Consider the following 23,156-nt stretch of genomic DNA (forward strand, 5'->3'; position numbering starts at 1 on the left):
AGCGCGGCGCGGGCAGGCATCAGGTCCGAAATCGCCAACAGCATCCGCCTGAACGGCCCCAGGGCGTGGCCCGGCTGCAAGGGGGCCGACGCGGCCGGGAGCACGGCAATCCGAGCCGCCCTCACCTGGCTCACGGAAGCGAAAGCCGACGTGCGCGGGGCGCTCGCCGCGCGGGACCGCGGCGACCTCGCCTCCCTCTCCGCCCGGCACGCCCGAGTCTTGATGTGCCTGCCGCAGCGCCTGGGCCGATACGCCGCCCGCCACCCGCGCACCCAGCGCGCGCTACCCGGGCCCCTGCCGCACACGCAGGCGCACATACCGGTCCTCATCCCGCCAGCGCCCGCGGGCTCCCGGTCCGCGCCGCAGTCCGCCGTCCCTTGGGCGCGGCCAGTTCACCCGTGCCCCGGATCCGGCCGGGAGCGCCCCGCTCATCCTCACCGGCCCCGGCGGCCTGCGCGGCCGCGCAGCAGGAGCTGAAGAAGGTGCCGCTGGCCCTTACGGCCGCCAAGGCACCGGGGAGGACCAGCACCGCACTTCGCTGAGGCGGCGCAGGCCGACGTCACGGCCCCGGTACGCGCCCGCGCCAGATCACCGGGGCGCGATCGGCCCGAGATAGGTGCCGCCGGAGACGTCGATGCTCTGGCCGGTCACCCAGCGCCCCCGCGGTCCCGCCAGGAAGCCCACCACGTCCGCGACGTCCTCCGGCTCGCCGATCCGTCCGAGCGCGGTGATCGCCTCGAGTCCGGCCACCGCCTCGGGCACCTCGGCGTAGTGGGCGATCATGTCGGTCAGCACCACCCCGGGTTCGACCGTGTTCACGGTGATCCCACGCCGGCCCAGTTCGTTGGCGAGCGAGGGGCCAAGGGCGGCCAGCGCCGCCTTGGTGACGGTGTAGCCGATCTGGTGGGGGTCCGCGATCCGGGTGGACGCCGAGCCCACGTTGACGATCCGCCCGCCGTCCCGCAGCAGCGCCAGCGCCCGCTGGACCACGAAGACGGGCGTACTCACGTTGACGGCCAGCAGCCGCGCGAACTCCTCCTCGGTGAGCTGCCCGATCGAACTGACCGAGTGCATGCCCGCGTTGTTGACCAGGATGTCCAGGCCGTCCGCACCATGGTCGGCGAGCCCGGCAGCGAGCCCGTCGAACAGCCGGTCCACCGCGCCGCTTTCACCGAACCGGGCCCGCACCGCGAACGCCCGGCCGCCGGTCTCGGCGATCTGCGCCACGGTCTTCGCAGCGGCCGCGTCGTTGCCGCCGTAGTGGACCGCGACCAGCGCCCCCTCGGCGGCCAGTCGCAGAGCGACCGCGCGCCCGATCCCGCGCGAGCCGCCCGTCACCAGCGCGGTACGGCCGTCCAGTTCCCCCATGAACACCTCCGTGATGTACCCGATCGGATCCCAGAGCGATTCAGCCTAAAGGGCCGCAGCCGGATGCGGGGCCGGTCCTCCCGTACCCACCCGGGCCGGTGCCCGGGCAGCCCCAAGGATCACCACGCGATGCCAACTCGGCTCCCCTCCGGGCGGCCCGCCCGCCCGGCTCGCCGCGTCCGGTGCGGCACCGCAGGACAGCACCCCCAGCGCGGCGACCGCCTCCAGGAAGGCCTCCTCACTCCGGCCGGGCTGGACCTGGCGGGATGCCGTGCGTTGTCGTGAAGCCGCGGGCCCCCAACAACAGGCAGAGTCCTGGCACTTCACGGCCTGCTCCGACCAGGCCAGCCCGGCCGACCCGGCAGCACGAGCGCTTCGTATGCTCGACCTGCGGGGAACCGGAAGCCGATCTTTGGAGGCGAACGACCATGGCAGAACAGCGTGTTGTCCTGGTGACGGGCGGGGGAACGGGAATCGGGGCCGCCACCGCCCGGCTGCTGCGCGCGGCCGGGCACCAGGTCGTGATCTCCGGGCGGCGAGCCGAGCCGCTGCACCGGGTGGCCAAGGAGACCGGAGCGCTGGCCCACCCCTCCGACGCCGGCGACCCCGAGGCCGTGCGCGACCTCGTCGAAACGACGGTGACGGCCTACGGGAGGCTCGACGGTGTGGTGCTCAACGCCGGAACCGGGAGAGGGGGCGCGGTCGGCGACACCACGGTCGAGGACTGGGAAGAGCTGATGCGGACCAACCTCACCGGCCCGTTCCTGCTGCTGCGCGCCGCGCTGCCGCATCTGCTGGCCGCCCGCGGCGCGGTGGTCGCCGTCGCCTCGGTCGCAGCCCTGCGCAACGGCGCCGGCAACGCCGCCTACGCGACATCCAAGGCAGCCCTGCTCCACCTCTGCAGCTCCCTGGCTGTCGACTACGGGCCCCAGGGGCTGCGGGCCAACACCGTGTGCCCGGGCTGGGTGCGCACCGAGATGGCCGACCAGCGGATGGCCCGGTTCGCGGCGGAGGCAGGCCTCGAGGGCGGCACCGAGGCGGCGTACGAGGAGGCGACCCTGCTGACTCCCGCCGGGCGGCCGGGCGATCCGGAGGAGGTCGCCGAGGCGATCGACTGGCTGCTGTCACCCGCCGCGTCCTACGTCAACGGCGCCGTCCTCACCATCGACGGCGGGCTGACCACGGTCGACGTCGGCGGCGCCGCCTTCGACCACCGGATCCAGCCGCGCACCCCGCACCAGTAGCAAAGGCCCCTGACGGCACGGCCGGCCCGACCTCGACGACACGGCCGACCGCCCCTGGCTGGCCGTCCCGGCCGCGCCGCAGCTGGGGTGGTCTGAGGCGAACAGCCCCGGACCACCCCACGCAGCCACAGAAGCCGCACCCCGGCCCGCTTACCCACCGTTGAACCGCTGTTGATCACCAGATGCCAGCTTTCTCCGTGACGCCCCGGCGTCGCCGTATCCGTACGGCACGAGAGTTCACGAGAGACAAGGAAGCACCAGGTGTCACAGCAGCAGCCCGGCCGCCGCACCGCGCTCAAGGCCGCGGGGGCCGGCGCCCTCGCCGTCGCCGCCGGTGCGGTGGCCGCCGCCCCGGCGCCCGCCCAGGACAGCACGACCGCGACCCGGGGCGAGCGCGCTCTGGCCGCACAGCTGCGCCGCGCCCTGCCCGACGACCGGGTACTGGTCCGCGGGGACGCGGCCTACGACGCGGAGCGCGCCGCCTACCACCGGGTCATCGACCACCACCCGGCGGCGATCGTCGTGCCGTGCCACGCCGATGACATCGCCACCGCCGTACGCATCGCCTCCCACCACCGCGTGCCGATCGCCGTGCAGGCCACCGGCCACGGCATCGCCCGCTCCGCACACGGCGGACTGCTCATCAACACCCGCCGGCTCAAGCGCATCCGCATCGACGCCGCCCGGCGCACCGCCGTGGTGAGCCCCGGCGTGGTCTTCTCCGAACTCATCGACGCGGCCGCCGCCCACGGCCTGGCGCCCGCCAGCGGCTCGGCCGTGGACGTCAGCGTCACCGGGTACACCAGCGGCGGCGGCCTCCCGGTGATCGGACGCACCGTCGGCTTCGCGGCCGACCACGTCACCCGCGTCGACCTGGTCGACGCCAAGGGACGGCGGCGCAGGCTCACCCCGCACCGCGACGCCGACCTGTTCTGGGCGGTGCGCGGCGGCAAGTCCAACTTCGGCGTGATCACCGAGATCGAGACGGCGCTCTTCCCCCTCACCCGCCTGTACGGCGGAAACATGCTGTTCACCGGCGGCGTACCCGAACTCCTCAAGACCTACCAGAAGTTCACCCGCACCCTCACCGAACGCATGACGACCTCACTGGTGATCGTGAACGTCCCCACCGACAGCCCCGCCTTCCCCGAGCCACTGCGCGGCAAGACCCTCGCCAAGCTGCGCGTCGCCTTCACCGGCAACGCGGCCGAGGGCGAGAAACTGCTGCGCCCGCTGCGCGCCCTCGGCCCCGCCCAGGACAGCGTGGCCGAGATGCCCTACACCGACCTCGCGAAGATCTACGCCGACCCGGCGGGCCCGATCCGCACGCGCGAGCGCGCCGGTGCGCTGCGGGCACTGGACGACGCGACCCTTGGGCGCCTGCTGCGCGCCGCGGGCCCCGACGCCGACCGCCCCCCGATGGTCGTCGAGATCCGCCACCTCGGCGGTGCGCTCGCCCGTGCCCCCAAGCACCCCAACGCGGTCGGACCGCGCGATGCCGCGTTCAACCTGTTCGTCGCGGACGTGGCCCCGGATCCGGCCAAGGACGCCGCCCTCGAAGCCGGGCAGCAGCAGGTCTTCGACATCCTCGGCCCCTCCCTGACCGGGCACACCCAGCCCAACTTCCTCACCGACCACGACAAGACCGCCACGCGCGTACGCCGCGCCTACCGGCCGCGCGACTACGAACGCCTCACGACACTCAAGCGCCGCTACGACCGGCACAACCTCTTCCGCGTCAACCACAACATCCCACCCGCGGCCTGACCGGCCGGGCCGGACACCGCACTCGCGGGCCGGGGCACGGCACCACGGCCTACGGCGCCGTCGGGCGGCTCGCGGAGGCCGTGCACCTGCGGTCGTGGAGGTGGCCGTGGGCCGGTCCGTAGGGCGTTGGGCTCCTCGGCTTGAGCTGTGGCCTCTCCCCGGTGACCCGGTGACCCGGTGACCAGCAGGCGCCGGGTGGCGCGAGGCGGCTACGAGCATCCCCGTCTGCGGTGTGGACCAAGTACGGGCCGGGCCGGGTTGCTGCTGACGGCCGCCGGCGGGACCCCGCGCCCGGGGGCCCCGCCGACAGGTGACGTCAGGCGGACCGGCCGACGTCGTCGAAGTCGGTGGAGGCCGAGAGCCCGGCCCATGCCCGCAGGTCGCGCTCGAAGGCGTCGCGTCCGGCCCGCACGAGCCGAAGCGCGTCGTTGCCCAGCAGCAGGCGCGCCGGCGGCTGGTCGGCCGCCACGATCCGCAGTACCGCGGCCGCGGCCTTGTCCGGGTCGCCCGGCTGGGTGCCGCTGCCGTGGACGCGCCGGGCGCGTATCGGCTCGAACAGCTCGTCGTAGTCGGCGATCGCCCGGGGCGAACGGATCATCGAGCGGCCGGACCAGTCGGTCCGGAAGCTGCCCGGCTCAACGGCGGTGACATGGATGCCGAAACCGGCGACCTCCTTGCCGAGCGTCTCGAGGATGCCCTCCACCGCGAACTTGCTGCCGTGGTAGAAGCTGAGGCCCGGCATGGTGATCAGCCCGCCCATCGAGGTGACGGCGATGATGTGGCCCCGACGGCGCTCCCGCATGTGCGGCAGAACCGCCTTGATCACCGCCACGGTTCCATGGACGTTCACCTCGAACTGGCGGCGGAGGTCGTCCATCGACGACTCCTCGAAGAGCCCGTCATGGCCGTACCCGGCGTTGGCGACGAGTACGTCGACCGGGCCCAGATCGCGCTCGGTCTCGGCCACGACCGCGTCCACCGCGTCGTGGTCGGTCACGTCCAGGATGCGGGCGTGCGCGTCACCGGCGACCGCCTCAAAGCCCCGTGCGTCGGCGGGCGTGCGCACCGTGCCCACCACCCGGTGGCCCGCGGCCAGCGCCGCACGCGCCAGGGCGCGGCCCAGGCCGGTGCTGACGCCGGTGATCAGGAATGTCTTGGTGTCCGACACAGGAGTTCCCTTCGTACGATGCGAACGCAGACCCACCGCGGCGGTCAGGCCCGGCCGGTCTCGACACGCTCCACTTCAGCACCCGAATGGGCCACTGACCGTCTTCCCGGGGGCCCGCTCCGCCCCCGGGACAGCCCGACCGGGGGACTGCCAGTCCCCCCTTCGCGAACCATCCGGCCGATCTTGGGCCCTATCGTGAACGGCATGGACCGCAACACAGCTCTCGGTGAATTCCTCCGCTCCCGGCGGGCACGGATCACCCCGCGCCAGGCGGGCCTGCCCGACGACGGCGGCACCCGGCGCGTGCCAGGACTGCGCCGCGAAGAGATCGCCCACCTGGCGGGCGTGAGCGTCGACTACTACGTACGTATGGAACGCGGACGCCGGCTGAACGTCTCCGAGACCGTCCTGGACGCCATCTCCCGCGCGCTGCGCCTCGACCCCGTCGAACGCACCCACCTGTTCCAGCTCGCCAAGCCCGTCACGGGCAGGCCCCGCCGCACGGCAACGCGTCCGCAGCCGGTCCGCCCGGGGCTGCACGACCTGCTCCGGATCCTCGAACACACCCCCGCCCTGGTACTGGGACGGCGACTGGACGTACTCGCCTCCAACCAGATGGCACGTGCGCTGCTCACCGACTTCGACGCGCTGGCGCACCGCGAGCGGAACCTGGTGCGGTTCATGTTCGGCGACGAGACCGCCCGCTCGCTGTACACCCACTGGGACACCCACGCCCGGGACATCGTCGCCTCGCTGCGGCGCGACGCCGGACGCCACCCCCACGACCCGCTCCTTGCCGAACTCGTCGGTGAACTCTCCATCGCGGATGAGGACTTCCGCCGCTGGTGGGCCGACCAGAACGTGCACCGCCACACGCATGGCAGCAAACACTTCCACCACCCGATCGTCGGCCCGCTCACCCTCAACTACGAGTCCCTCACCCTGCCCGCCGATCCCGACCAGCGGCTGAGCGTCTACACCGCCGAAGCAGGCTCCAGCTCCGAAGAGGCACTCCGCCTCCTGGCCGCGTGGATACGCCAGCCCGAGACCCCGCACGAGCAGCACGCACAGCGTCCTCGGCCTTAGCCCGGACTGTTCGTCATGGCCCGGGTGGCGGCTGGGGGAGCGTGCTCGCAGTGTCTGGGGCACATCCTCTTGCCGCAGGCCAGGGTTGCTTGAGTGCTTCAAGTCTGGTGTGAGGAAGCCGCATCGGGACCCCTCCCGGTCCAGTGCTTTTATGCTCCGCGAAGTGACTTCAGCAAAGACGCGCAAACCACCGACGCCGGTCATGTGGGCGGTCGTGATCTGGGGGGTCCTGGCCGTCACGCCTCTGGCGATCGTACTCGTCGCGCTCATACGAGGCGCGCCGCAGTGGCTCCTGTTCGCCCTGCTGACGGTCCTGCCGGGCTCGATAGCCTGGGGGCTGTGGCAGGGGAATCGTGGTGCCAGGTTCTGCGGCATTTTCTTCGGCTTCATGACTGTGGGGCTGGGAATCCTGATGATTCTCCTGCTTGCCGTCCCCTGGGCCGGTCTCGTAGTCACGGGCGAGTCCGCGCTGGCGCACGAGCCAGCCGATGTTCGCCCCATCGCCCATCGGCGCGGGATGACTGCGAACCCCCGGGGCGCCGGGCCGTGTTGGACGGGGTGGACGTCGATGCCCGGGCGAGCGCCGCGCTCGATGGCGGTGGTGCGGTGGCCGGCGTCCGCTCACTCCTTCGAGACGCGCGGGTGGGCGGCCACGATCCCCTCCGCCTGCTGCGTGGGCAGCGCGGGGGCGCAGGACGCCGCGTGCTGGCAGGCCGCCGTCACCAGGGAGACGCAGGGCCAGCAGCGGACCTTCACCGCGCGGTGCGTCACCGCCGAGGCGGAACAGCCCATCCACGAAGTGGGGTTCGGCGATGCCCCGGACCGGCCGCAGGCGCCGGGCCTGCTCCCGCTGCCGACGGCGCCGCAGGCCGCGGCCATCGCACTGGCAGGAAACGGCGCGGACTTCACGACCGAGTTCCTGCAGATGGCGGGCACCGGCACGTTCACCGTGGACCAGGTCCTGGACGAGGCGGCCGCCACCGCCGCTTCGTGCGGGCTGCTGGCACTGCGCGAGGCCCAGCACGCGGGCCATCCGAGGGGCCTTGCGGCACCATCAAGTGGTGACGGAACCGAGCGGCGAGACGGGGCCGCACCGTCCCTCCTGCGCGGGATCTGGCGGGAGGTCAACGAGGCCGTGCACCGGTGCGGAGTCACGCGGCCTCATGGCGGCTACTGACCCATGCTGGTGCTCGCCCCATGGGTCAGGCGGCGCGGGTGTAGCGGTCGGTGGCCGCGGTGCGGGCGGCCGTCAGGCGGGCCTCGGCCCCTTCCCGGCCGAGGACCCGGCGGCGCGGCTTGGCGGCCTTGAGGGCTTCGCGTACGAGGCGGTGGTGGGCGGCCTGGGCGGCGAGCTCGGCGGTGCGGAACTGGTGGATTTCGTAGTCGAACATTTTCTTCTCCCCCTGGGCTTTGGTGTCTCGCTCTGTGCGATGACTCCACTCTCGCTTCCCAGGAGGGGCCGGGGCATCGGGAAGGTTCCGCATCTTCCGGCGGGGCGGGTCCTTAGGCGTACGGGAGGTCCTTAGCTCCCTGGCCAGGCCTCGTGGCCGCTGGGTTGCCCCCGCCCGTTCACCCCCTCTTGGGCAGGGCCATGATGGGGGCAGGCAGGGTTCGCATTCCCCGTTCCGTCACCGGGGTGAGGAAGCCGACATGAGCGACAGCCCGAGCGCCAACGACACTGCGGCGACCTTGTACGGGCCGGTCTCTCTCGGTCTGGGGGCGCCGCGGTCACCGCCTCCGTCTTCAGCGCCGTCATCGGCATCGCGTTCGCTCTGCTGACGGGCGTCCTCGCGGTGACCTTCGGCCTGCTGGGGCTGGCCAGCGGCTTCAACCGGAATCAGTCGCTGGCCGGAGTGCTCACCGGGAGCGTCGGTGTGATCTTCTTCGCCGTCCTCGTCGGAGGGATCTAAGGTCTCTGGCCTGGGCGGCAGCACTGGCCCGCCTGGCCAAACGCCTGCTCCCGCGCGGCGGGTGGACGTCCGCAGCCCCTCCGATCCCCATGGCGCGGTGCACGCCACGCCGGAGAAAGCGAGCGCCGGGCATCAGCTGGACTCGAAACGCCCCCGCCAGCCGCGGGCGCGGAGCAAGAGGACGTGGTGGACCCCCATGGCAGATCCCTGGCCCCAGAACGGTGAGCTGCCGCCCGCCCTGGCCTGGCGGGTCGGGGACGCCGCCGAGGTACTCCGCGAGCTGCCCGTGCTGGACGTGTGCTTCTCCATCTACGGAGCCCTCTGGCACGCCGATCCTGCCCGGCTGCTGCCCGTGATCCACCACCGGCTCCGCTCCGGCGGCATCCTGGCCTTCTCGGTCAACGGCCCGCGCGACGGCGAGCTGCCCGGCCGCCGCGTGGACAACCTCACCCTGGGCAACGGCGCCCACCTGCCGGTCGTCCACTACTCCTACGGCGCCGACGCCTGGTGGTGCCTGCTGCACGAGCACGGCTTCACCGCCACCCACGCGCTGCCCGTCGAGGGGCCCGTGACCAGCCTGTACCACAGTCCTGCGGGCCCGCCGCAGCGGCACCGGAGGGTCAGGGTCGGGCGAGCTCCGCCCGTTCTCCTAGCTGCAGGCACAGGCACAGGCACAGGCACAGGCGCGGGACGGGGCGGATCGGGTCAGTGGGTGGTTGTTGCAGGTGTGCCGGGAGGGTAGGCGTGGGTCATGGGGGAGTGGCCGGTGGTGAGGAAGTCGTGGATCGCGGCGAGGTAGACGGTGCGCTGGATGAGGCCGTTGCGGTGGGTGTCGAGGGCAGTGAAGGCGGCGTCGGCGCCTTCGGGGCTGTTGCCGGTGGCCGCGCGCAGCCGGGTGAACTCGTCGCGGGTGAGGTGTCCGTCACCGTCGTGGTCGGCGAGATCGAAGAGGGAGCCGAGGGCGGGGCGGCAGGATTCTTCGAAGGCGTCGTGTCCGGCCCAGTCGCGGTATTCCTCGTAGGTGACGGTGCCGTCCGCGTTGCTGTCCATCTGGCGGAACACCTCTTCGTGGGCCGCGCGGGCGGCGGCCACCAAGGCATGCTCTGGGTCCCGGCCGCAGGCGTCCGCAGCCCGGTCGACCCGGCCGAGGTATTCGGCCCGGGTGATGACTCCGTCGCCGTCGACATCCAGCATGGCGAAGATTCGCCGCTTTGCGGTGTCCGACATTCCGTCACTTCCGTTTCTCCGTAGCCGATCGTCCTCCCCCGGGAAACGCAACGCCTCAGGACGGGGTTGGTTACTGTGCTCGGCAGTGTCCTCTATGCCCCCAAGCGGGGCAGGGAGGACACTGCCGAGCACCCAGAGCCCCTGTCCGGCCGGATCATCGACGCCGACAGGGGCACCCTGGCTCTGTGGTGGGGGAGTCCGGGGTCCCACAACCGCTGCTTACCGGCTTGCTCCTGGCGCGGGCCGCCTCGCTGTTCTCGCGCACTGCCGTCCGTCGTCTGGGCTCCGGGTGGCCACGCCCTGCTCCAGCGCATTCGCCGCGGGCTCCCCGGCAGGCGTGCAGCTGGCATCGGCGGTGCTGGGGGAGCGGGGACCACCCGTGCACGCGCGGGACGGACGCAGGGCCTGGCTGAGGTGGGCGGCGGCCCACCGGGCGCGAGTCGCGGGCCGGGTCGGTGCCGAGTTGCCCGCACACAACCGACCGCCGGCCTCAACCTGCCTGGCCTCGCCTTCAGTGCAGGCCGCCCTGTCCCTCAGGCACTCCCGCCTCGGGCCCCTGGGGACGACGAAAGCCTGCGTTTGCTGCTTGCAGTGCCAGCTCGTCTACGGTACCGACCAGGAGATTCATCCCGCGATGGCCTGCGCCGGGCTGCATCTGACCGCACGGGGTATCTGTATCGTGACGACGGCGGCCCCGCCTTCAATGGCGACGGCGCCCTCACCGCGCTGGCCACCAGGCCCTCTCCCGGGTGCAACAGCCTGCTCAAGCCCGACATCTGCACCGCCGTCCCGCCCTACACCGACTGGATCAACGACGACAGGTAGCCGGCCCGCCCCCCCGCTACGCCGCGGGCCCGTGCGGGAGCCGGGGCTTCCGCACGGGCCCGCGGCGAGACGGCCGGTGCGAGGCCGGCCTTCGCGTGAGATGAGCGGGGCGGCTCATCTCCGCAGCCGGTGCTACGAGGCGCCCCCGGCCACGCGGGCCAGTACCGCCTCGCGCAGCCCCGCGCGGTCGACCTCCAGGGCGTTCAGGACGTCCAGGCCACGGCCTTCTCCTGCGGCCAGCAGACCGAGCAGGATGTGTTCGGTGCCGAATCTGTCGTGGCCGAGCGCATGCGCCTCGCTCAGGGTCTGTTCGAGGGCTTTGGTGGCGTCCTGGGTGTAGGTGGGCCGGGGGTACTGGAAGGCGCCGGGGCCGAAGTTGTCGTCGGCCTTGCGCTGGATCTCCTCGACGTCGATGCCGAGGGAGGACAGGGCGTCCTTCGCGCCTTGCCCGCCGGTTGTGGCGACTCCGGCGGCTTCCAGGATGCGGAGGGTCTCCTGCCTGATCCGCGCTTGCTCGACGCCCTGCTTGCGCAGTACCTCCCCGGCCGTGCTCCGGTCGGTGCCGGCCAGGCCGAGCAGGAGGTGTTCCGTGCCGATGAAGTCGTGGCCGAGGGCGATCGCCTCGTCCTGGGCCAGGGTCACGGCGTGCCGTGCCCGGTCGGTGAAGAACTCGAACATCCTACTTCTCCTTGCCTTCGGCTTTACGCCTGCTCGCATGCTTCTCGTGCACTGACTGCCGGCTGACGTTCAGCGATGTGGCGATGCTCTGCCAGGACCAGCCCTGGCTGCGGGCGTTGTCGACGTGGACCCGCTCGAGTTCCTCCAGCAGGCGGCGCAGGGCGACGACGGCCTGCAGTCCGATCTCGGGGTCTTTGTCGGTGACCTGTCCGGCCAGCGAGGCCGGTGTGTCCTCAGCTCCCATATCTGTCAGGGTGCCCTGACGTGCAACGAGTGTCAAGACACCCTGACAAGCGGCGTCGGCGCCACGTTGCTGACCTACGAGGCCGGCGCAGGGACCGCGTGTCGCTCGTCAGCTCTTCTCATGCCGTTCACCGTGCCCATCAAGCCGCCGAACCCCGCACGTGCGCCTCGCCGTCCCCCGGACCCTGCACGCGCCAGGTGGGCCGTTACGCGAGCAGGGGCTGTGGAGGTGTCCCTGCGGTGGCCGGGCCGTCAGCTTGTGGAGTACGACGGCGCGGCCGTAGCCCAGTCTTCGGCTGCCGGGGCCGGGGAGCTGCCATGCTCTCGCCGCTGGCCGAGCGGCCAAGACACCCACGGCGCAGAATCCGCGCCACATGAAAAGACAAACGGGGAAACACCAAGCATGTACAACAGCTCGTCCAACCGCGCCCCTTCCGCGCGCACTTGCACCGCGTTACTGGCGGTGATCACGGCAGGCGCCATCTTTACGACCTCAGCAGCCGCATACGCCTCCGACGCCGAGGCACCCAGGTCGGCAAACGGAGCATCGGCCCCTGCCCTCGCGAACGCCGACGTGGAGGAGCTCCTGGAGCCCCTTGTGGCCATACCTGATGACGTCCTCGCACAGGGAGGCGAGGCCACGCTCGCTCACCTCGCTGTGAGTGATTCGTGGTGGCCAGAACGGGTTCAGGGTGTGTTCGGGTGCAGCCGGTCGGTTCCCTCGCGGGTCGGTGGCTGGCGGGTCGCGTGCCCCGGAGCGTACGCCGTGCCGCCACCCCTTTTGAGTGCATTCCTGGCCGGAGGGCAGCGGGCTCGCGGACACGGCTGCTGTTGTGGAACCGGATACCGCCCGCAAACAGAACAGGGGTCCCTCATGCACAGGTGGAAACGACTGGCCCGGATGACCGTGGTGGCCGCTTCGGCGGCCGTGCTGGTGACGGGACTGTCGACCAGCGCTCAGGCCGCGAGCGGCACGTTCGCCTACAACCGGGCCGACACGGGCTTCCGGATGGTCATGGAGAACCCTCCGGACGACGAGTGCATCGTCATGCCGGGCGGCGCCGGCGTCGTCGACAACTTCACGGACACCGTGGCCACGCTCTACCGCGACGAGGCCTGCACCATCCCGCAGGACACGCTGCCGCCCAACACCGGCGGCGCGTACGGCGGAGCGACGACCGTGCACTCGGTGTTCTTCGGCTAGCCGGCAGGGGTGCGCCGCCAAGGTGGCGCGCCCTGCGCGGCAGTTCTCCGGTGAGTGGTGCGGGCCGGGGGCTTGGGCTCGCGCCATGCGGCCACGGGTTTGGCCAGGCGGCGTGTCATCAGGGCCATCACACTCCAGGCCAGGTGTGCTTCGGCGTGCTGGGGCAGCGTTTCGTAGTCGCGGCAGTTGCGCCGGGATCTCATGATCCACGAAATCGATACCGGCAGGCCGCGGGTGTCCACGGCCAGGTGGCGCTTGCGCCCAGTCGCCTTCTTCCCCGCGTCGTAGCCGGTCGTCGCCCTCGACGCTGCTGACCTGTAACTATTCAGGATGAAAGAGGCCGAAGGAATCAGGCCGGCCTCCTCACCTATGGCTTCACATCGAGACGCACGAGCGCGCCGATCTCCACGAGTTGGTCCGGCAGTGCCAAGTCGGAAACGCCCATGACCGTGCTGGCGGGCCGGTGCTCCCCGAAGTACTCGGCGTGGAGGCGTGCTGTCGTGTCGAAGTTCTCCCGCAGGTTCCTCACCAGAACCGTGGTCTCCACTATCTGGCTACGCTCGGCCCCGAACTGCCTCAGCACCAGGTCCAGATTCTCCAGCGTGGTGCGGACCTGCAGTGCGAAGTCGCCGGCACCCACGAAGTTGCCGTGACGGTCATGAGACAGCTGCCCCGACACATAAACCGTGTCACCCACCTGAGTGGCCTGACTGTACCCGTACAACGACTCCCACGGCATGCCGAACCCGAATGCCTTCACCTGAGAACTCATGACTCACTCCCTTGATACAGCGCGCGGAACCGTCAGTTGCAGACGGGCCCCTTGCGTGTAGAAGTTACGGGTCCGTACAAGCGATGCTTGTCTGGTAGCGCCTTCCAAGTGTTCTCTGTGCGCACAAAATTGGCTGCAGTGGGCTCCTCCGGGCGCTGGTGTGATGAGTGGAACCTGTACGCCGACGACGAGGTGCCCTGCTTCCTCACCACACCCCTCGGCCAGCCTCTTTCACCCTCCAGCAGAGGATGAAAGAGGCTCACTGCGGGCTCCTGATCCTGTGCTCGGCCCGCCTGCCCCTCCGCGAGCTCCTGCCCCTGCCGCCGCGCCTCCGCCAGCTCCCGATGCTGCTCGCTTCCCTGCGCCTTCGTGCGCTGCTGCTCCTGTCCGTCTGCCGACTCTCGTTCCTGCTCGTGCTTCTCCGGTGCCGAACTCCCCGGCGTGCCAGGACACGGACGTGACCGGGCCGATGATCTGGGCACCTGCCGCGAGCCGCTCACGCACGACGCTGCGGGCCAGCTCGACTGCCTGTTGGCGGTGTTCAGTTGCTGTCGATACCTGTACATAGTCAGCCATGCCGCGAGCGTAGCCGCGTGTACGAAAGACGAAAGGCCTCCCATCCGAAGACGAAGGGAGATCAGACGTCTCAGCGGGCGACCGGGCCAGCCTCAGCGCCGGTCACCCCGGCGAGGGCGGCGATCGTCGGCAGCTGCCAGCACCAGCGCGCCAGTGTGTCCAGCCGCCGCTCATGCTTTATCCAGAGCCTTGGCTTTTTACTCGCCGCGCTGCACCAGGAGCGCGAGCTGAAACGTCTTGTATTCTGCCGCCCCAGAGAATTATTAGATTTCACACTTTGGATATGTGCTAACTCGCATCAGGGTGAGGGTAGTTGAGGTATTCTGGAGGCCGTGGTGTACGGGTAGTGGGAAAGGGAATGGATCGGGATGCCGGAGAGGAATGACGAGTTCGGTAAGTATGGTGCTCGTGGCATCAAGGGCCATGAGGCTGTTGCTCGTCAGCTCGACCGGCTTGCTGGTTTCATTGCTACTCCCATTACTGTGAGGCGTGGTCTGGTGGCGCGTCTGCATTATCTGACGCGTACTGAGCGTTCTCGTGAGGCTGCGCGTGAGGCGGGTTTGACGGTTACTGACCGTACGGTGAAGGCGTGGCTGGAGGGTAAGCGGAGTCCGTCGAAGCGGAATCTGGAGAGGATCGAGGCTGCTTACCGGGCGGTTCGTCGCCGTAATGTGGCCCGTTATCTGCTGGCTCGTCTGAACCGTGATGGCCGGGGGACTAGGGTGGAGTTTCATCCGTTGAACCAGTCGCAGGTGGAGAGGCCGCGTCAGCGGGTGGTGGAGTTCCGTACGCTGAACGTCCGTCACTGGGACCGTATTGTTGAGGCGTGGGTCAGAGGTGATGGCGCTTCCCTTGACGAGGCGTGGGTCGATGACGCTGTTGTGGATCTCGGCTCGCAGTGGGGGCAGTTCGAGTATGTTTCGAATATTGGATTTGCGGCCTAGCTTCACGGGATTTGTGGGGGATCGCCGATTCCGACTGGGGATTGATGGAACTTCAGAGCCCCAGAAATTTCTGACACCCTGTTAGATCGAAAGGGAAAGCCAAAAGTGACGGCTCGTCAACCCCGTAGCCAGCCACAGGAATTCGCGGAGCGAATTCCTGAACCGAATCGCGGAGCGATTCGGTTGCCGGGCAACGGAGTTGCCCGGCGCCGGCTGTGAATCTGTGTGGGTGTGTCACTGGTCTGAGCAGGGTGTCACTGTTGCCGCTGGACTTGTACAGCACCGTGCTGGTCTGTGGTGATGTGTTCGCCGGTGTCATCGACATGGGTGGTGTGTGGTGTCATCTGGGTGACGATGGGCGTGTCAGTGTGCTGAAGATCCCTGAGCGAATGGACGGGGACGGCGATCACCCACTTGTGGTGGGGACGGGATACTCCCATCTGACGTGTGGTCTTGATGGCTGTGCTGTGTGAGAAGAGGCTTTCGTGCTGGCTAGCGGCTAATGGGGTGACAAACTGGGTGAATGCCTGGTCAGTCCTTCACCTTCTTGCCGCTGTCGTACGCAGCCAGACCACCCCGAGTCGTGGTAGTCGCGCCACACAGGGAGGAGGACTGGGTCCAGTGGACGGCAGCAGCCCTGGCCCGGCTGTCGGCAATATGGGGCTGCAGCGGGAGTGTGGTGATCCCGGCGAGCGCAGTCGGACATCCGGCAATCGAGCGGTGCCTGGCGCATTCGCACCCTGATCATGTGATGGCCTACGGGCCGTCATGGGACACGTTTGACGCTCTCTACCCCGGCAGTATCGAGCAGATGCTGGCCGTGCAGCAGCTTTCCGGCAGCCCCGGTGCTGATCAGTTCAAAGTGATGGTCCGCCAGCACCCGTGGGACGATCCCCTGATCCGCGAGGCTGTGGCGACTGCTGACGCACTGCGCTCGCGGGTGGGCACGAACCATCACGAGGAGCATGTCCAGTGCAGTCACCTGTTCGATCATGACGATGTGCGTGATCTGACGCCACTGGCCGCGATTGCCGCAGTTCCCGTCATCGGTGTTCCAAGGGGACTTGTGACCTCGGTGGAGGCCTTGGCCTATGCGATGCACGTCGGTATCCAGGCCCAGGCAACTGGCACCGGCGGGGACGTCTCGGCTGAACAGTGGCGGGAGGCAGCGCTCCGCGGCGCCGAGTCCCCGCTGCTGTCACAGTTGCACCCCAGCGCACCCGATGGAGCGCGCGCGGTGCGCTCCCATGAGGCCGGACGGTGTATCCCGGTCACGAGAGCCCTCCAGCGCCCAGACCGGATCGTCGTTCTGGGAGACCAGCCAGAGGACTTTGCTCTGGCTGAGGTCCTCCGGCAGACCCCTGGCGCGGTGACATGGATGCCATGGGAAGCGTCTGTGAGCGACATGTGGCTGTTCCCCGGCCGCGCATCCGGCAAAATGCAGGTGACGAGCGCCTCGTTGAGCGTGGCAGAGACCCAACGGCACATCGACGCACGATGGGACGAGCGCCCCGTCAGGCACACTCAGCCTGCAGAGGTGGAGCGCCCGTTCGAGGCAGTCGACCCTCTCGACATCGATCTCAACCACCCGATCATGGTCGTCTTGAAAGACGCCTGGGACCAGCCGCGCTCCCTTCCCGCGAGAGAGGAACCCGACGGATCACTCCAGACATCGCTCTCGCTGGCTGCCGAGGTCCCACGCGGCCTCGACCCAGACAAGCACCGCTGGCAGATCACTCTCACCGCCGGCAAACACCCTGTCCCCCCACTCGCCGTACTGGGATCGTCCACGGTCACGGCAACAGGCCAAAACCCATGGGAGACCTTCGTCCGTGCCGCAGACGGAGGGATCACCTACTGGTCTCACCGTTACGACTTCGTACCCAGCGGGGCATCCCTGACCGGCACGCTTGCCTCTCCCAAGCTGGCCTGGCCAGGCATCAAGCGCATCCTGCACATCGCAGCTTCAGCAAACGACACCACCATCCGCTCCAGCCCGGCGGGGAAACGCGCCGCCATCATGGAACGGCTCCTTGGATCCCGCACTGCTCTGGAAGCACTGGCGGCTAGCCCGGGCTGGCCTCTGCTGCACCGCTTCGCCCAGAACACCACGAACCACGATGGCCCGGAACACAGCCGGTGGAAACTGAAGTCCGCTGTCGTCCTGTCCTGGGAAGCCATCGTGGCTCATAACGACGACACCTGGAACCTGGAAGCGCGCAGAAACCAGATCGACCAGTGGACGTCACAGGGCGTGCTACGCCGCGGGCTGATCCTTGGCTGCGGCCATTGCCCCATCCTCGAGTTCTACCCACTTGCTGAGATCAGCCAGAGCTACCGCTGCAGACGCTGCGAAGGGGAGAACCAGCTCACCAAGAGCCACTGGAGACCAGCCGCAGATGAACCCCGCTGGTTCTACGATCTGCACCCAGCAGTGCTGGAACTCGTCGTGAACAACGGCGACGTACCGCTCTTGGCCACGAGGTTCCTGCGTAATCAGCACTGGTCACGCCAAGCCCTCGTCTGCGAGGAATTCGAACTCCTCAAGAGCGGCAACCGTTTCGTGGAGATGGATTTCGCCCTGGCCACCAGCGAAGATCTGTGGCTGGGAGAAGCCAAAAGCAACGACTCCCTTGGTAACAGCGTCCGCGAGCGGCAGCGCGAGGCGGGCAAACTCATGGAAGGATGCGCACTCGTCGGAGCAGCCGGCCTCATCCTGGCCACTGCGAAGCCTCAGTGGTCACACGGCACAGTCGAGACGCTCAGCTCAGAGCGACAAGGACGCCTAAGAGCAGGTAAGCCAGCCCCGCAGATCAGCCTGCTGACAGACCTTGGAACAACCCCCAAGCTCACCGCATTACCCAACACGTGAGACCGCACCGCCTCCCACAGACAGAGGAACGCGCCTGTGCATAGGCGTCGCTAGCTTCGCCGATCGCGCGGGCACAGTGTCACCCCGGCGCCGATCGCGGTGTCGTTGAGCTGCTCACTGAGCGAGCAGGGGAGTGTAGGGGCTGTTCCCGGCTGACTGCAGATTTTCCCTGTACCCGCCGATGGATCAGCGCCGTGGGCTGAGGGTGTCGGTATGACCCACCGATCCATTCCATCCGAGACCCCCGCCTCAGGCATGGACCTCGACGCGGCCAGCGAGACGCCAGCCCCGGTGGTGCCGCGGTTGCTGGGCCGCCAGCAGGCTGTCACGCGTCTGCTGGCGTTGGACGAGCGCGGGGAACTCACCACGGGGCACGCTCGTCTGGTCGCGTCGTCGCTGGGGGTGTCACTGCGGACGGTGTGGCGGTGGCTCGAGGCCGCTCGGCATGAGGGCCGTACCGGCCCCGCCCCACGGTTGCGTTTCACGGTCACGCCCGAACTGCACGCACGCCTCACTCGATGGTGCGGTAACGCCGCCGCGGTACACCGGGAACTGCTGGCCGAGCACGCCCAGGCCCTGGCCGAGCACGCCCAGGACGCCGTCGAAGGAAACGAGGCGCCCGCACCACCACCGTCGCTGGCGACGTTGCACCGTGCGATCCGCCTCGACCTGAACGCCGGCCAGCGGGCCGCCCTGGCCGGGGGAGAACGCGCGAGGCGAAGGCATGACGTTCACCTGCGCCGCCCGAAGCAATGGCGGAACGCCTGCTGGGAAGCCGATCACAAACACATCCCCATCGAGGTCCTCCTCGACGGCCAGCGGGTCTTTCCATGGGTGACGTGGTTCATCGACTGCGCCACCAAGGCGATCACGGGGGCGGCGATCACTCCGCACCAGCCCTCCCGAGACGCGATCCTGGCCGCGCTACGCATAGCCCTGCAGCGCAACGAGAACGACGCCTTCGGCCCCATCGGGGGCCTGCCCGCCCTGGTACGCATCGACCGCGGCTCCGACTTCCTCTCCCACACCGTCGCCCAGGCTCTGGGTGCGTTCGCTGTGCCGATCCAGGACCTGCCCGCTTACCGGCCGGAACTGAAGGGCACGGTGGAGAACCTGAACCGCTGCGCCCAGCGCATGTTCTTCGCCGCCCTGCCCGGCTACACCCACGCCCCGACCGCCTCGGTGCGACCGGGCACCGCACGGGGCGGCCGTGTGCCGGTGGGCGAGTTGATGGAGTTCTCCGTGTTCGTCGAGCAGCTGCTGGAGTGGATCGGCTGGTGGAACACCGAGCACTCCTCCCAGGCGCTGGGCGGGCGTACGCCGCTTGAGGCGTGGCAGCAGGACCCCACCCCGGTCCACGACGTCGACCGCTCCCTGCTGTGGGCGTTCACGCTCGAGGACGACGGCCGCATCCGCACGCTGACCACCAGCGGCGTGCGGTGGAATAACCGGTATTACGTGGGGGAGTGGATGGCCGGAGGCGCGGACGCGGGCACGAAGGTCCGGGTGCGCTGTCTGCCGCACCACGACCACGAGATCGAAGTCTTCGACGCCGCTACGGGCAAGCACCTGGGCACGGCCCACCTGGCCGACGCGGCCACCGACGAGCAGCGCCGGGCACTGCGCCGCGGCAAGGACGCCGAGAAGCGTCGTCTAGCCCGCGCGCTGGCCCAGGCCTCGCGGCGTACCCGCCCGAAGTACGCGGCGGTGACCCGGGCCGAACAGCCCAAACGCCTGGGCGCCCTCACCTCGGCCGAGGCCGACCAGGCCCTGACCGCAGCCCACCTGACCGATGCGGCTGAGCTCGCCCTGCCCGACCTGATCCCACCCGCCACAGCGCCGAGCCACTGGCGCACCCCTGCTGCGCCACGCCCCACCGACGGGCCCGGCTCCACCTAAGGAGGAGCATCAGTGACCACCACCCTGCCCCCGGCCGAGGGCGACCAGTACCTGAAGCTGCCCGGCGCGCACATCGTGGCCACCCGCGCCCTGCTCAGAGCACGGGAAAACCTCGCCGACACGATCGAGGCGAGGGCGATGATGTGCGTCTACGGCGGCGCGGGCTTCGGCAAGACCCTCTCGGTCAACACCTGCCTGCGCGAGCTGGAGCCCGACGAGGAAGTGCGCCGGATCGCGTTCCGCTCCCGCCCTACCGCCCGCGCGGTGCGCCACGAGATCTTCGCCGCGCTCGACCTGGCCGGCACCCCGCCCGCACACCCGTCGGAGTTCGACCACCTCCTCAAGGACGCACTCGCGGCCCGCCCGCGCACACTGATCGTGGACGAGGCCCAGTGGCTCAACTCCGAGGCCTTCGAGTACTTCCGCTACCTGTGGGACGACTACGCCACCCAGCTGGCCATCGTCTTCGTCGGCGGCCAGGGCTGCTACACCGTGCTGCGCAAGGAGCCGATGCTCGCCTCGCGGATCTTCATCTGGCAGAAGTTCTCCCGCCTCACCCCCGAAGAAGTCCTCCAGGCCATCCCCCTGTTCCACCCGGTGTGGGAGAACGCGGAACCCGACGACATCCTCTTCGCCAACACGCACGCCGCCCACGGCAGCTTCCGCGACTGGGCCTGGCTGACCACCCAGGTACGCCTCGGCCTCAAGCGCCTGGGCAGGCAACGCGTCGACCAAGAGGTGCTGCGCTGGGCCTTCGCCCGTCTGGGGGAGGCATGACGCCCACCGTCAGCAGCACGCGCACGCCTCCGGCCCTACCCGGCCCCGGCCCACAGCACTTCCTGTCGCTCCCCGGTGCCCGGACCGTCCGGGTCCCTGCCCTCGACGCGGTCGCCCGCGCTGTGGAGCAGACCCTGGCAGAGCAAGCCGTCATGTGCCTCTACGGCGACGCAGGCTGCGGCAAGACCTACGCCCTGCAGACTGCGCTCAACTCCCGCCCCGCGCTGCCCGGCGACGTACACATCTGCCATCTCAGCCCGCGCCCTGCTCCGACCCCGCTCGTTTTACGCGCCGAGCTGCTGCTCGCTGCCGGTCTCCCCATCCCGCCGACGCGGGATCCGGGCATCCTGGACACGGCCTTGCGCACCCGACTCGCCGCGCACCCGCACCTGCTGGTGATGGACGAGGCCAGTCGCCTGACCACCGGCTGCGTCGAGTACCTCTGCTACCTCTTCGACGACCCCACCACCCAGCTCACCCTCATCCTCGCCACCAGCACCAAGGGCTTCCACACCCTGCGCCGCCAGCCCCTGCTGGCCACACGCACCACCCGCTGGCTGCAGATCCACCCGCTCACCCCCGGCGAGGTACGCCGCGCCATCCCGCAGCTCCACCCGCGATGGCACGACGCCGACAACGACGTCCTCGACCGCCTCGACGCCCGTCACGGGCACGGCAACTTCCGCCGCTGGGCCCAGATCACCCACCACACCCTGCGCCTCGAACGCCGCGCCTCACCCTCGGGCAAGCGCCTGCTGGAGACGACGCTCGACGGCTGTCTCCCGCCACACGAAGACCCCCGATGACACCCCCAACGCCTCCGCCCGTCACACTGATCATCGACGTGGACGACGACACCCGCGTGCTCCAAGCGGCCCGGGCCAGCTCAGACCCCCAGGCCGGCCAGGCCACGGTCGACCTCACCCCGCACACACCTCGTACCGCCTACCTGCCGCGGGACATCCTGCGCGCCCTGGGCCGCACCGACTACCAGCCCACCGCATCCGAGCCCATCACCGCCGCACCCGCCTGGCGGGCCGCCGCCTGCTGGATCACCGTCCTGGGAATCCGCCGCCTCGTCATCCTGCGCGCCCACCACCTCGCCGAGGCCCGCACCCGCCACATCGCCCAGCTACGCCAGGACACCGGCATCCACCTCGTCCTGATCGCCCAGCCGCCCACCCGTACCGCCGCCGCACAGCTGCGCACCCGGCTCGCCCGCCACCACCTCGACCACGACCTGCAGCAGATCACCGACAGCCACGAGGCCCTCGATCTCCTCGGCCCGCCCACCCCACACCGCCCTCAGCCCGTCCCGGACCACACCATGCCCCTGCCGGACCTACCACGCCTCCCGGTCGCCCGCTTCCGCGCCGAGCTGCGCCGCTGTCTGCCCGCCGCAGACTTCGCCCGGGTCGATGCCCAGTACTGGGCCGGCCTGTATGCGGCCAGGGCCTACCTCACCCGCCACCCAGGTCTGCCCACCCAGCAGGACCTGGAGTTCTTCCTATCCCGGCTGACGACCAGCAGCCCCAGCCTGCGCCACACTCTGACCCGGCTGCGCGGAGCCCAGGCCGGATTCCTGCGCGCCGGTCTCCTCCTGGACCTGCCCGACGACCTCGAAACGGCCACGGGGCCGGGCACCACCACACGCCCATTCACGCCATACACGGCCCACCGCATCAGCCGCGGCATTCCCCACCCACTCCAACTAGCCGCACTGACAGCCCTGTTGACGACAGGAACCCACCCCGACGCCCTGTACGCCACCCCCGTCGCCGCCCTCGACGAGCGCTGCACACGTCTAGCCGTCCCCGACGTCTGGCACCCCGAACACGGTTCGACCACTCCGCCACCCGCCGTGGCCTACGCCGTCCCGCCCCGAGCTCGCCCCGTGCTGCGCACGGCTCTCCGGTTCCGCCGCTCAGAGCAGGCGCAAGATCACTTCCTGCTGTTCAGCAGCTCCTTCGGCCACCGGCTCACAGACCTGGCCCACGACGCCGCAGTGGACATCCCCGCCCTCGGCCCTCTCCAGCCCGGCCCCGACTGGCACCACCGCGCCCGCTGCGCGCGCCCAGCCACCACCACGCCACACACATCGACCGACCAGCCCCCTCAGCATCACCCACGGACGAAAGAGGAACTCCAACTCGCAGCTCCACCACACCTGCTGAGCTCACACCAACGCGCCGAGCTACTCGCTACCATCGGTCCCCCGACCGACACTGCCCTCCCACACGACCAGGCCGCCCCCGTTGTGGAGATCCTGAGGCATTACCTTGGCTCCCGCCGGCCTCCCGTATCGGTCAGTGAGGATCTTTTGGCCGATGTGAGGTTCGGGGAAGAGGGGTTGGGGTGTTCGGGTTTCCTCGCCATTGATGCGGGATCGTTTTTGTGCTGGTCGTTGGCCGTGTCAGCTGGTTGATCTTGGTGGCGGTGATCCGGATTTGGTGGTGATGACCCCGGACCGGCGGGTGGCGTGTTCGTCGGATCTCCTTCGTGGCGAGCTCTATAGCGCGTGTGTGCCCGAGCCGGGGGCGGATCGATGGGGTGTCACTCGTCTTGGGGAGGTCTCGGCCTGCCTCTCCGCGTGGGG

The 23,156-nt window shown here is 69.7% G+C and carries 20 protein-coding genes and 3 pseudogenes; 13 read left to right on the forward strand and 10 right to left on the reverse strand.

Going from position 1 to position 23,156, the window contains the following annotated elements; translation table 11 throughout:
* Positions 1–588: 588 nt before the first annotated feature.
* Entirely contained in the window at positions 589–1,368 is a 780-nt protein-coding gene (locus tag C9F11_RS42530; protein WP_138957304.1) for an SDR family oxidoreductase, read from the reverse strand.
* A gap of 428 nt (positions 1,369–1,796) precedes the next feature.
* Here C9F11_RS42530 and C9F11_RS42535 point away from each other — a divergent pair, with 428 nt between their 5' ends.
* Both C9F11_RS42535 and C9F11_RS42540 read left to right on the forward strand, forming a co-directional pair.
* The gene (locus tag C9F11_RS42535; RefSeq protein ID WP_138957303.1) at positions 1,797–2,612 is read left to right on the forward strand and encodes an SDR family oxidoreductase; all 816 of its coding nucleotides are present in this window, start codon (positions 1,797–1,799) and stop codon (positions 2,610–2,612) included.
* 261 nt (positions 2,613–2,873) lie between these two features.
* On the forward strand, positions 2,874–4,379 hold the full coding sequence (locus tag C9F11_RS42540) for an FAD-binding oxidoreductase (RefSeq protein ID WP_138965817.1): 1,506 nt from the start codon (positions 2,874–2,876) through the stop codon (positions 4,377–4,379).
* 316 nt (positions 4,380–4,695) lie between these two features.
* Here the strand turns inward: C9F11_RS42540 and C9F11_RS42545 are convergent, their stop codons facing one another.
* Positions 4,696–5,547: an oxidoreductase gene (locus tag C9F11_RS42545; protein WP_138957302.1), complete on the reverse strand. Its 852-nt coding sequence runs from the start codon at positions 5,545–5,547 to the stop codon at positions 4,696–4,698.
* A gap of 204 nt (positions 5,548–5,751) precedes the next feature.
* Here C9F11_RS42545 and C9F11_RS42550 point away from each other — a divergent pair, with 204 nt between their 5' ends.
* Together C9F11_RS42550 and C9F11_RS42555 are read left to right on the forward strand one after the other, a co-directional pair.
* Complete coding sequence (locus C9F11_RS42550) at positions 5,752–6,633, forward strand: helix-turn-helix transcriptional regulator (protein WP_138957301.1); 882 nt, start codon at positions 5,752–5,754, stop codon at positions 6,631–6,633.
* A gap of 568 nt (positions 6,634–7,201) precedes the next feature.
* Complete coding sequence (locus C9F11_RS42555; RefSeq protein ID WP_138957300.1) at positions 7,202–7,810, forward strand: hypothetical protein; 609 nt, start codon at positions 7,202–7,204, stop codon at positions 7,808–7,810.
* 25 nt (positions 7,811–7,835) lie between these two features.
* On the opposite strand, the gene C9F11_RS42560 is transcribed toward C9F11_RS42555, so the two are convergent.
* A complete protein-coding gene (locus tag C9F11_RS42560; RefSeq protein ID WP_138957299.1) occupies positions 7,836–8,024 on the reverse strand; it encodes a hypothetical protein in 189 nt (62 codons plus the stop codon).
* Between the two features lie 715 nt (positions 8,025–8,739).
* Between C9F11_RS42560 and C9F11_RS42570 the strand changes: the two genes are divergently transcribed.
* A complete protein-coding gene (locus C9F11_RS42570; RefSeq protein WP_138957298.1) occupies positions 8,740–9,285 on the forward strand; it encodes a hypothetical protein in 546 nt (181 codons plus the stop codon).
* On the opposite strand, the gene C9F11_RS42575 is transcribed toward C9F11_RS42570, so the two are convergent.
* The 4 genes and pseudogenes from C9F11_RS42575 to C9F11_RS42585 form a co-directional block, all read right to left on the reverse strand.
* Positions 9,249–9,770 carry an EF-hand domain-containing protein gene (locus C9F11_RS42575; protein ID WP_249401522.1) on the reverse strand — a complete coding sequence of 174 codons (522 nt, stop codon included), beginning with the start codon at positions 9,768–9,770 and terminating at the stop codon, positions 9,249–9,251. The genes C9F11_RS42570 and C9F11_RS42575 overlap by 37 nt on opposite strands.
* Before the next feature lie 957 nt (positions 9,771–10,727).
* Positions 10,728–11,099 (reverse strand): Clp protease N-terminal domain-containing protein, encoded by a 372-nt coding sequence (locus C9F11_RS42580; protein ID WP_269078152.1) that lies wholly within the window; start codon positions 11,097–11,099, stop codon positions 10,728–10,730.
* Positions 11,085–11,273, reverse strand: a pseudogene (locus C9F11_RS49145) (Clp protease N-terminal domain-containing protein); the annotation flags it as partial. The pseudogene C9F11_RS49145 and the gene C9F11_RS42580, both read right to left, overlap by 15 nt.
* A 1-nt stretch (position 11,274) precedes the next feature.
* A complete protein-coding gene (locus C9F11_RS42585) occupies positions 11,275–11,517 on the reverse strand; it encodes a hypothetical protein (RefSeq protein ID WP_138957296.1) in 243 nt (80 codons plus the stop codon).
* A gap of 873 nt (positions 11,518–12,390) precedes the next feature.
* Between C9F11_RS42585 and C9F11_RS42590 the strand changes: the two genes are divergently transcribed.
* Positions 12,391–12,720 (forward strand): hypothetical protein, encoded by a 330-nt coding sequence (locus tag C9F11_RS42590; RefSeq protein ID WP_138957295.1) that lies wholly within the window; start codon positions 12,391–12,393, stop codon positions 12,718–12,720.
* Positions 12,721–12,929: 209 nt separating this feature from the next.
* On the opposite strand, the pseudogene C9F11_RS49150 reads toward C9F11_RS42590, so the two are convergent.
* Together C9F11_RS49150 and C9F11_RS42600 are read right to left on the reverse strand one after the other, a co-directional pair.
* Positions 12,930–13,028 (reverse strand): annotated as a pseudogene (locus C9F11_RS49150) (IS5/IS1182 family transposase); the annotation flags it as partial.
* A 59-nt stretch (positions 13,029–13,087) separates the two neighbouring features.
* Entirely contained in the window at positions 13,088–13,492 is a 405-nt protein-coding gene (locus C9F11_RS42600; protein ID WP_138957294.1) for a Rid family hydrolase, read from the reverse strand.
* Between the two features lie 248 nt (positions 13,493–13,740).
* Here C9F11_RS42600 and C9F11_RS47845 point away from each other — a divergent pair, with 248 nt between their 5' ends.
* Positions 13,741–13,953 (forward strand): hypothetical protein, encoded by a 213-nt coding sequence (locus C9F11_RS47845; RefSeq protein WP_171075581.1) that lies wholly within the window; start codon positions 13,741–13,743, stop codon positions 13,951–13,953.
* Here the strand turns inward: C9F11_RS47845 and cutA are convergent.
* Positions 13,910–14,068: pseudogene (gene cutA, locus C9F11_RS42610) on the reverse strand (divalent cation tolerance protein CutA); the annotation flags it as partial. The gene C9F11_RS47845 and the pseudogene cutA sit on opposite strands and share 44 nt — an antisense overlap.
* Before the next feature lie 368 nt (positions 14,069–14,436).
* Here cutA and C9F11_RS42615 point away from each other — a divergent pair.
* The 6 genes from C9F11_RS42615 to C9F11_RS42640 all read left to right on the forward strand — a co-directional run bounded on the left by C9F11_RS42615 (position 14,437) and on the right by C9F11_RS42640 (position 22,985).
* Positions 14,437–15,012 carry a transcriptional regulator gene (locus tag C9F11_RS42615; RefSeq protein WP_138957293.1) on the forward strand — a complete coding sequence of 192 codons (576 nt, stop codon included), beginning with the start codon at positions 14,437–14,439 and terminating at the stop codon, positions 15,010–15,012.
* Between the two features lie 748 nt (positions 15,013–15,760).
* Positions 15,761–17,884 carry a hypothetical protein gene (locus C9F11_RS42620; protein WP_138957292.1) on the forward strand — a complete coding sequence of 708 codons (2,124 nt, stop codon included), beginning with the start codon at positions 15,761–15,763 and terminating at the stop codon, positions 17,882–17,884.
* 213 nt (positions 17,885–18,097) lie between these two features.
* Positions 18,098–19,783 carry a Mu transposase C-terminal domain-containing protein gene (locus tag C9F11_RS42625; RefSeq protein WP_138957291.1) on the forward strand — a complete coding sequence of 562 codons (1,686 nt, stop codon included), beginning with the start codon at positions 18,098–18,100 and terminating at the stop codon, positions 19,781–19,783.
* A gap of 12 nt (positions 19,784–19,795) precedes the next feature.
* Entirely contained in the window at positions 19,796–20,560 is a 765-nt protein-coding gene (locus tag C9F11_RS42630; RefSeq protein ID WP_249401521.1) for an ATP-binding protein, read from the forward strand.
* Positions 20,557–21,366: an ATP-binding protein gene (locus C9F11_RS42635; RefSeq protein WP_138957290.1), complete on the forward strand. Its 810-nt coding sequence runs from the start codon at positions 20,557–20,559 to the stop codon at positions 21,364–21,366. Before C9F11_RS42630 ends, C9F11_RS42635 begins: the two co-directional genes overlap by 4 nt.
* Positions 21,363–22,985 (forward strand): hypothetical protein, encoded by a 1,623-nt coding sequence (locus tag C9F11_RS42640; protein WP_138957289.1) that lies wholly within the window; start codon positions 21,363–21,365, stop codon positions 22,983–22,985. Before C9F11_RS42635 ends, C9F11_RS42640 begins: the two co-directional genes overlap by 4 nt.
* Positions 22,986–23,156 lie beyond the last annotated feature (171 nt).

This window comes from Streptomyces sp. YIM 121038 (genome assembly GCF_006088715.1).
In the GTDB taxonomy this organism is placed as follows: domain Bacteria; phylum Actinomycetota; class Actinomycetes; order Streptomycetales; family Streptomycetaceae; genus Streptomyces.

Coding starts and splice junctions, on each gene's coding strand:
- C9F11_RS42570 (WP_138957298.1), top strand. CDS start 8,740: ATGGCAGATCCCTGGCCCCAGAACGGTGAGCTGCCGCCCGCCCTGGCC.
- C9F11_RS42530 (WP_138957304.1), bottom strand. CDS start 1,368: ATGGGGGAACTGGACGGCCGTACCGCGCTGGTGACGGGCGGCTCGCGC.
- C9F11_RS47845 (WP_171075581.1), top strand. CDS start 13,741: ATGAAAGAGGCTCACTGCGGGCTCCTGATCCTGTGCTCGGCCCGCCTG.
- C9F11_RS42640 (WP_138957289.1), top strand. CDS start 21,363: ATGACACCCCCAACGCCTCCGCCCGTCACACTGATCATCGACGTGGAC.
- C9F11_RS42635 (WP_138957290.1), top strand. CDS start 20,557: ATGACGCCCACCGTCAGCAGCACGCGCACGCCTCCGGCCCTACCCGGC.
- C9F11_RS42585 (WP_138957296.1), bottom strand. CDS start 11,517: ATGGGAGCTGAGGACACACCGGCCTCGCTGGCCGGACAGGTCACCGAC.
- C9F11_RS42625 (WP_138957291.1), top strand. CDS start 18,098: ATGACCCACCGATCCATTCCATCCGAGACCCCCGCCTCAGGCATGGAC.
- C9F11_RS42550 (WP_138957301.1), top strand. CDS start 5,752: ATGGACCGCAACACAGCTCTCGGTGAATTCCTCCGCTCCCGGCGGGCA.
- C9F11_RS42560 (WP_138957299.1), bottom strand. CDS start 8,024: ATGTTCGACTACGAAATCCACCAGTTCCGCACCGCCGAGCTCGCCGCC.
- C9F11_RS42575 (WP_249401522.1), bottom strand. CDS start 9,770: ATGTCGGACACCGCAAAGCGGCGAATCTTCGCCATGCTGGATGTCGAC.
- C9F11_RS42615 (WP_138957293.1), top strand. CDS start 14,437: ATGCCGGAGAGGAATGACGAGTTCGGTAAGTATGGTGCTCGTGGCATC.
- C9F11_RS42555 (WP_138957300.1), top strand. CDS start 7,202: ATGCCCGGGCGAGCGCCGCGCTCGATGGCGGTGGTGCGGTGGCCGGCG.
- C9F11_RS42535 (WP_138957303.1), top strand. CDS start 1,797: ATGGCAGAACAGCGTGTTGTCCTGGTGACGGGCGGGGGAACGGGAATC.
- C9F11_RS42600 (WP_138957294.1), bottom strand. CDS start 13,492: ATGAGTTCTCAGGTGAAGGCATTCGGGTTCGGCATGCCGTGGGAGTCG.
- C9F11_RS42590 (WP_138957295.1), top strand. CDS start 12,391: ATGCACAGGTGGAAACGACTGGCCCGGATGACCGTGGTGGCCGCTTCG.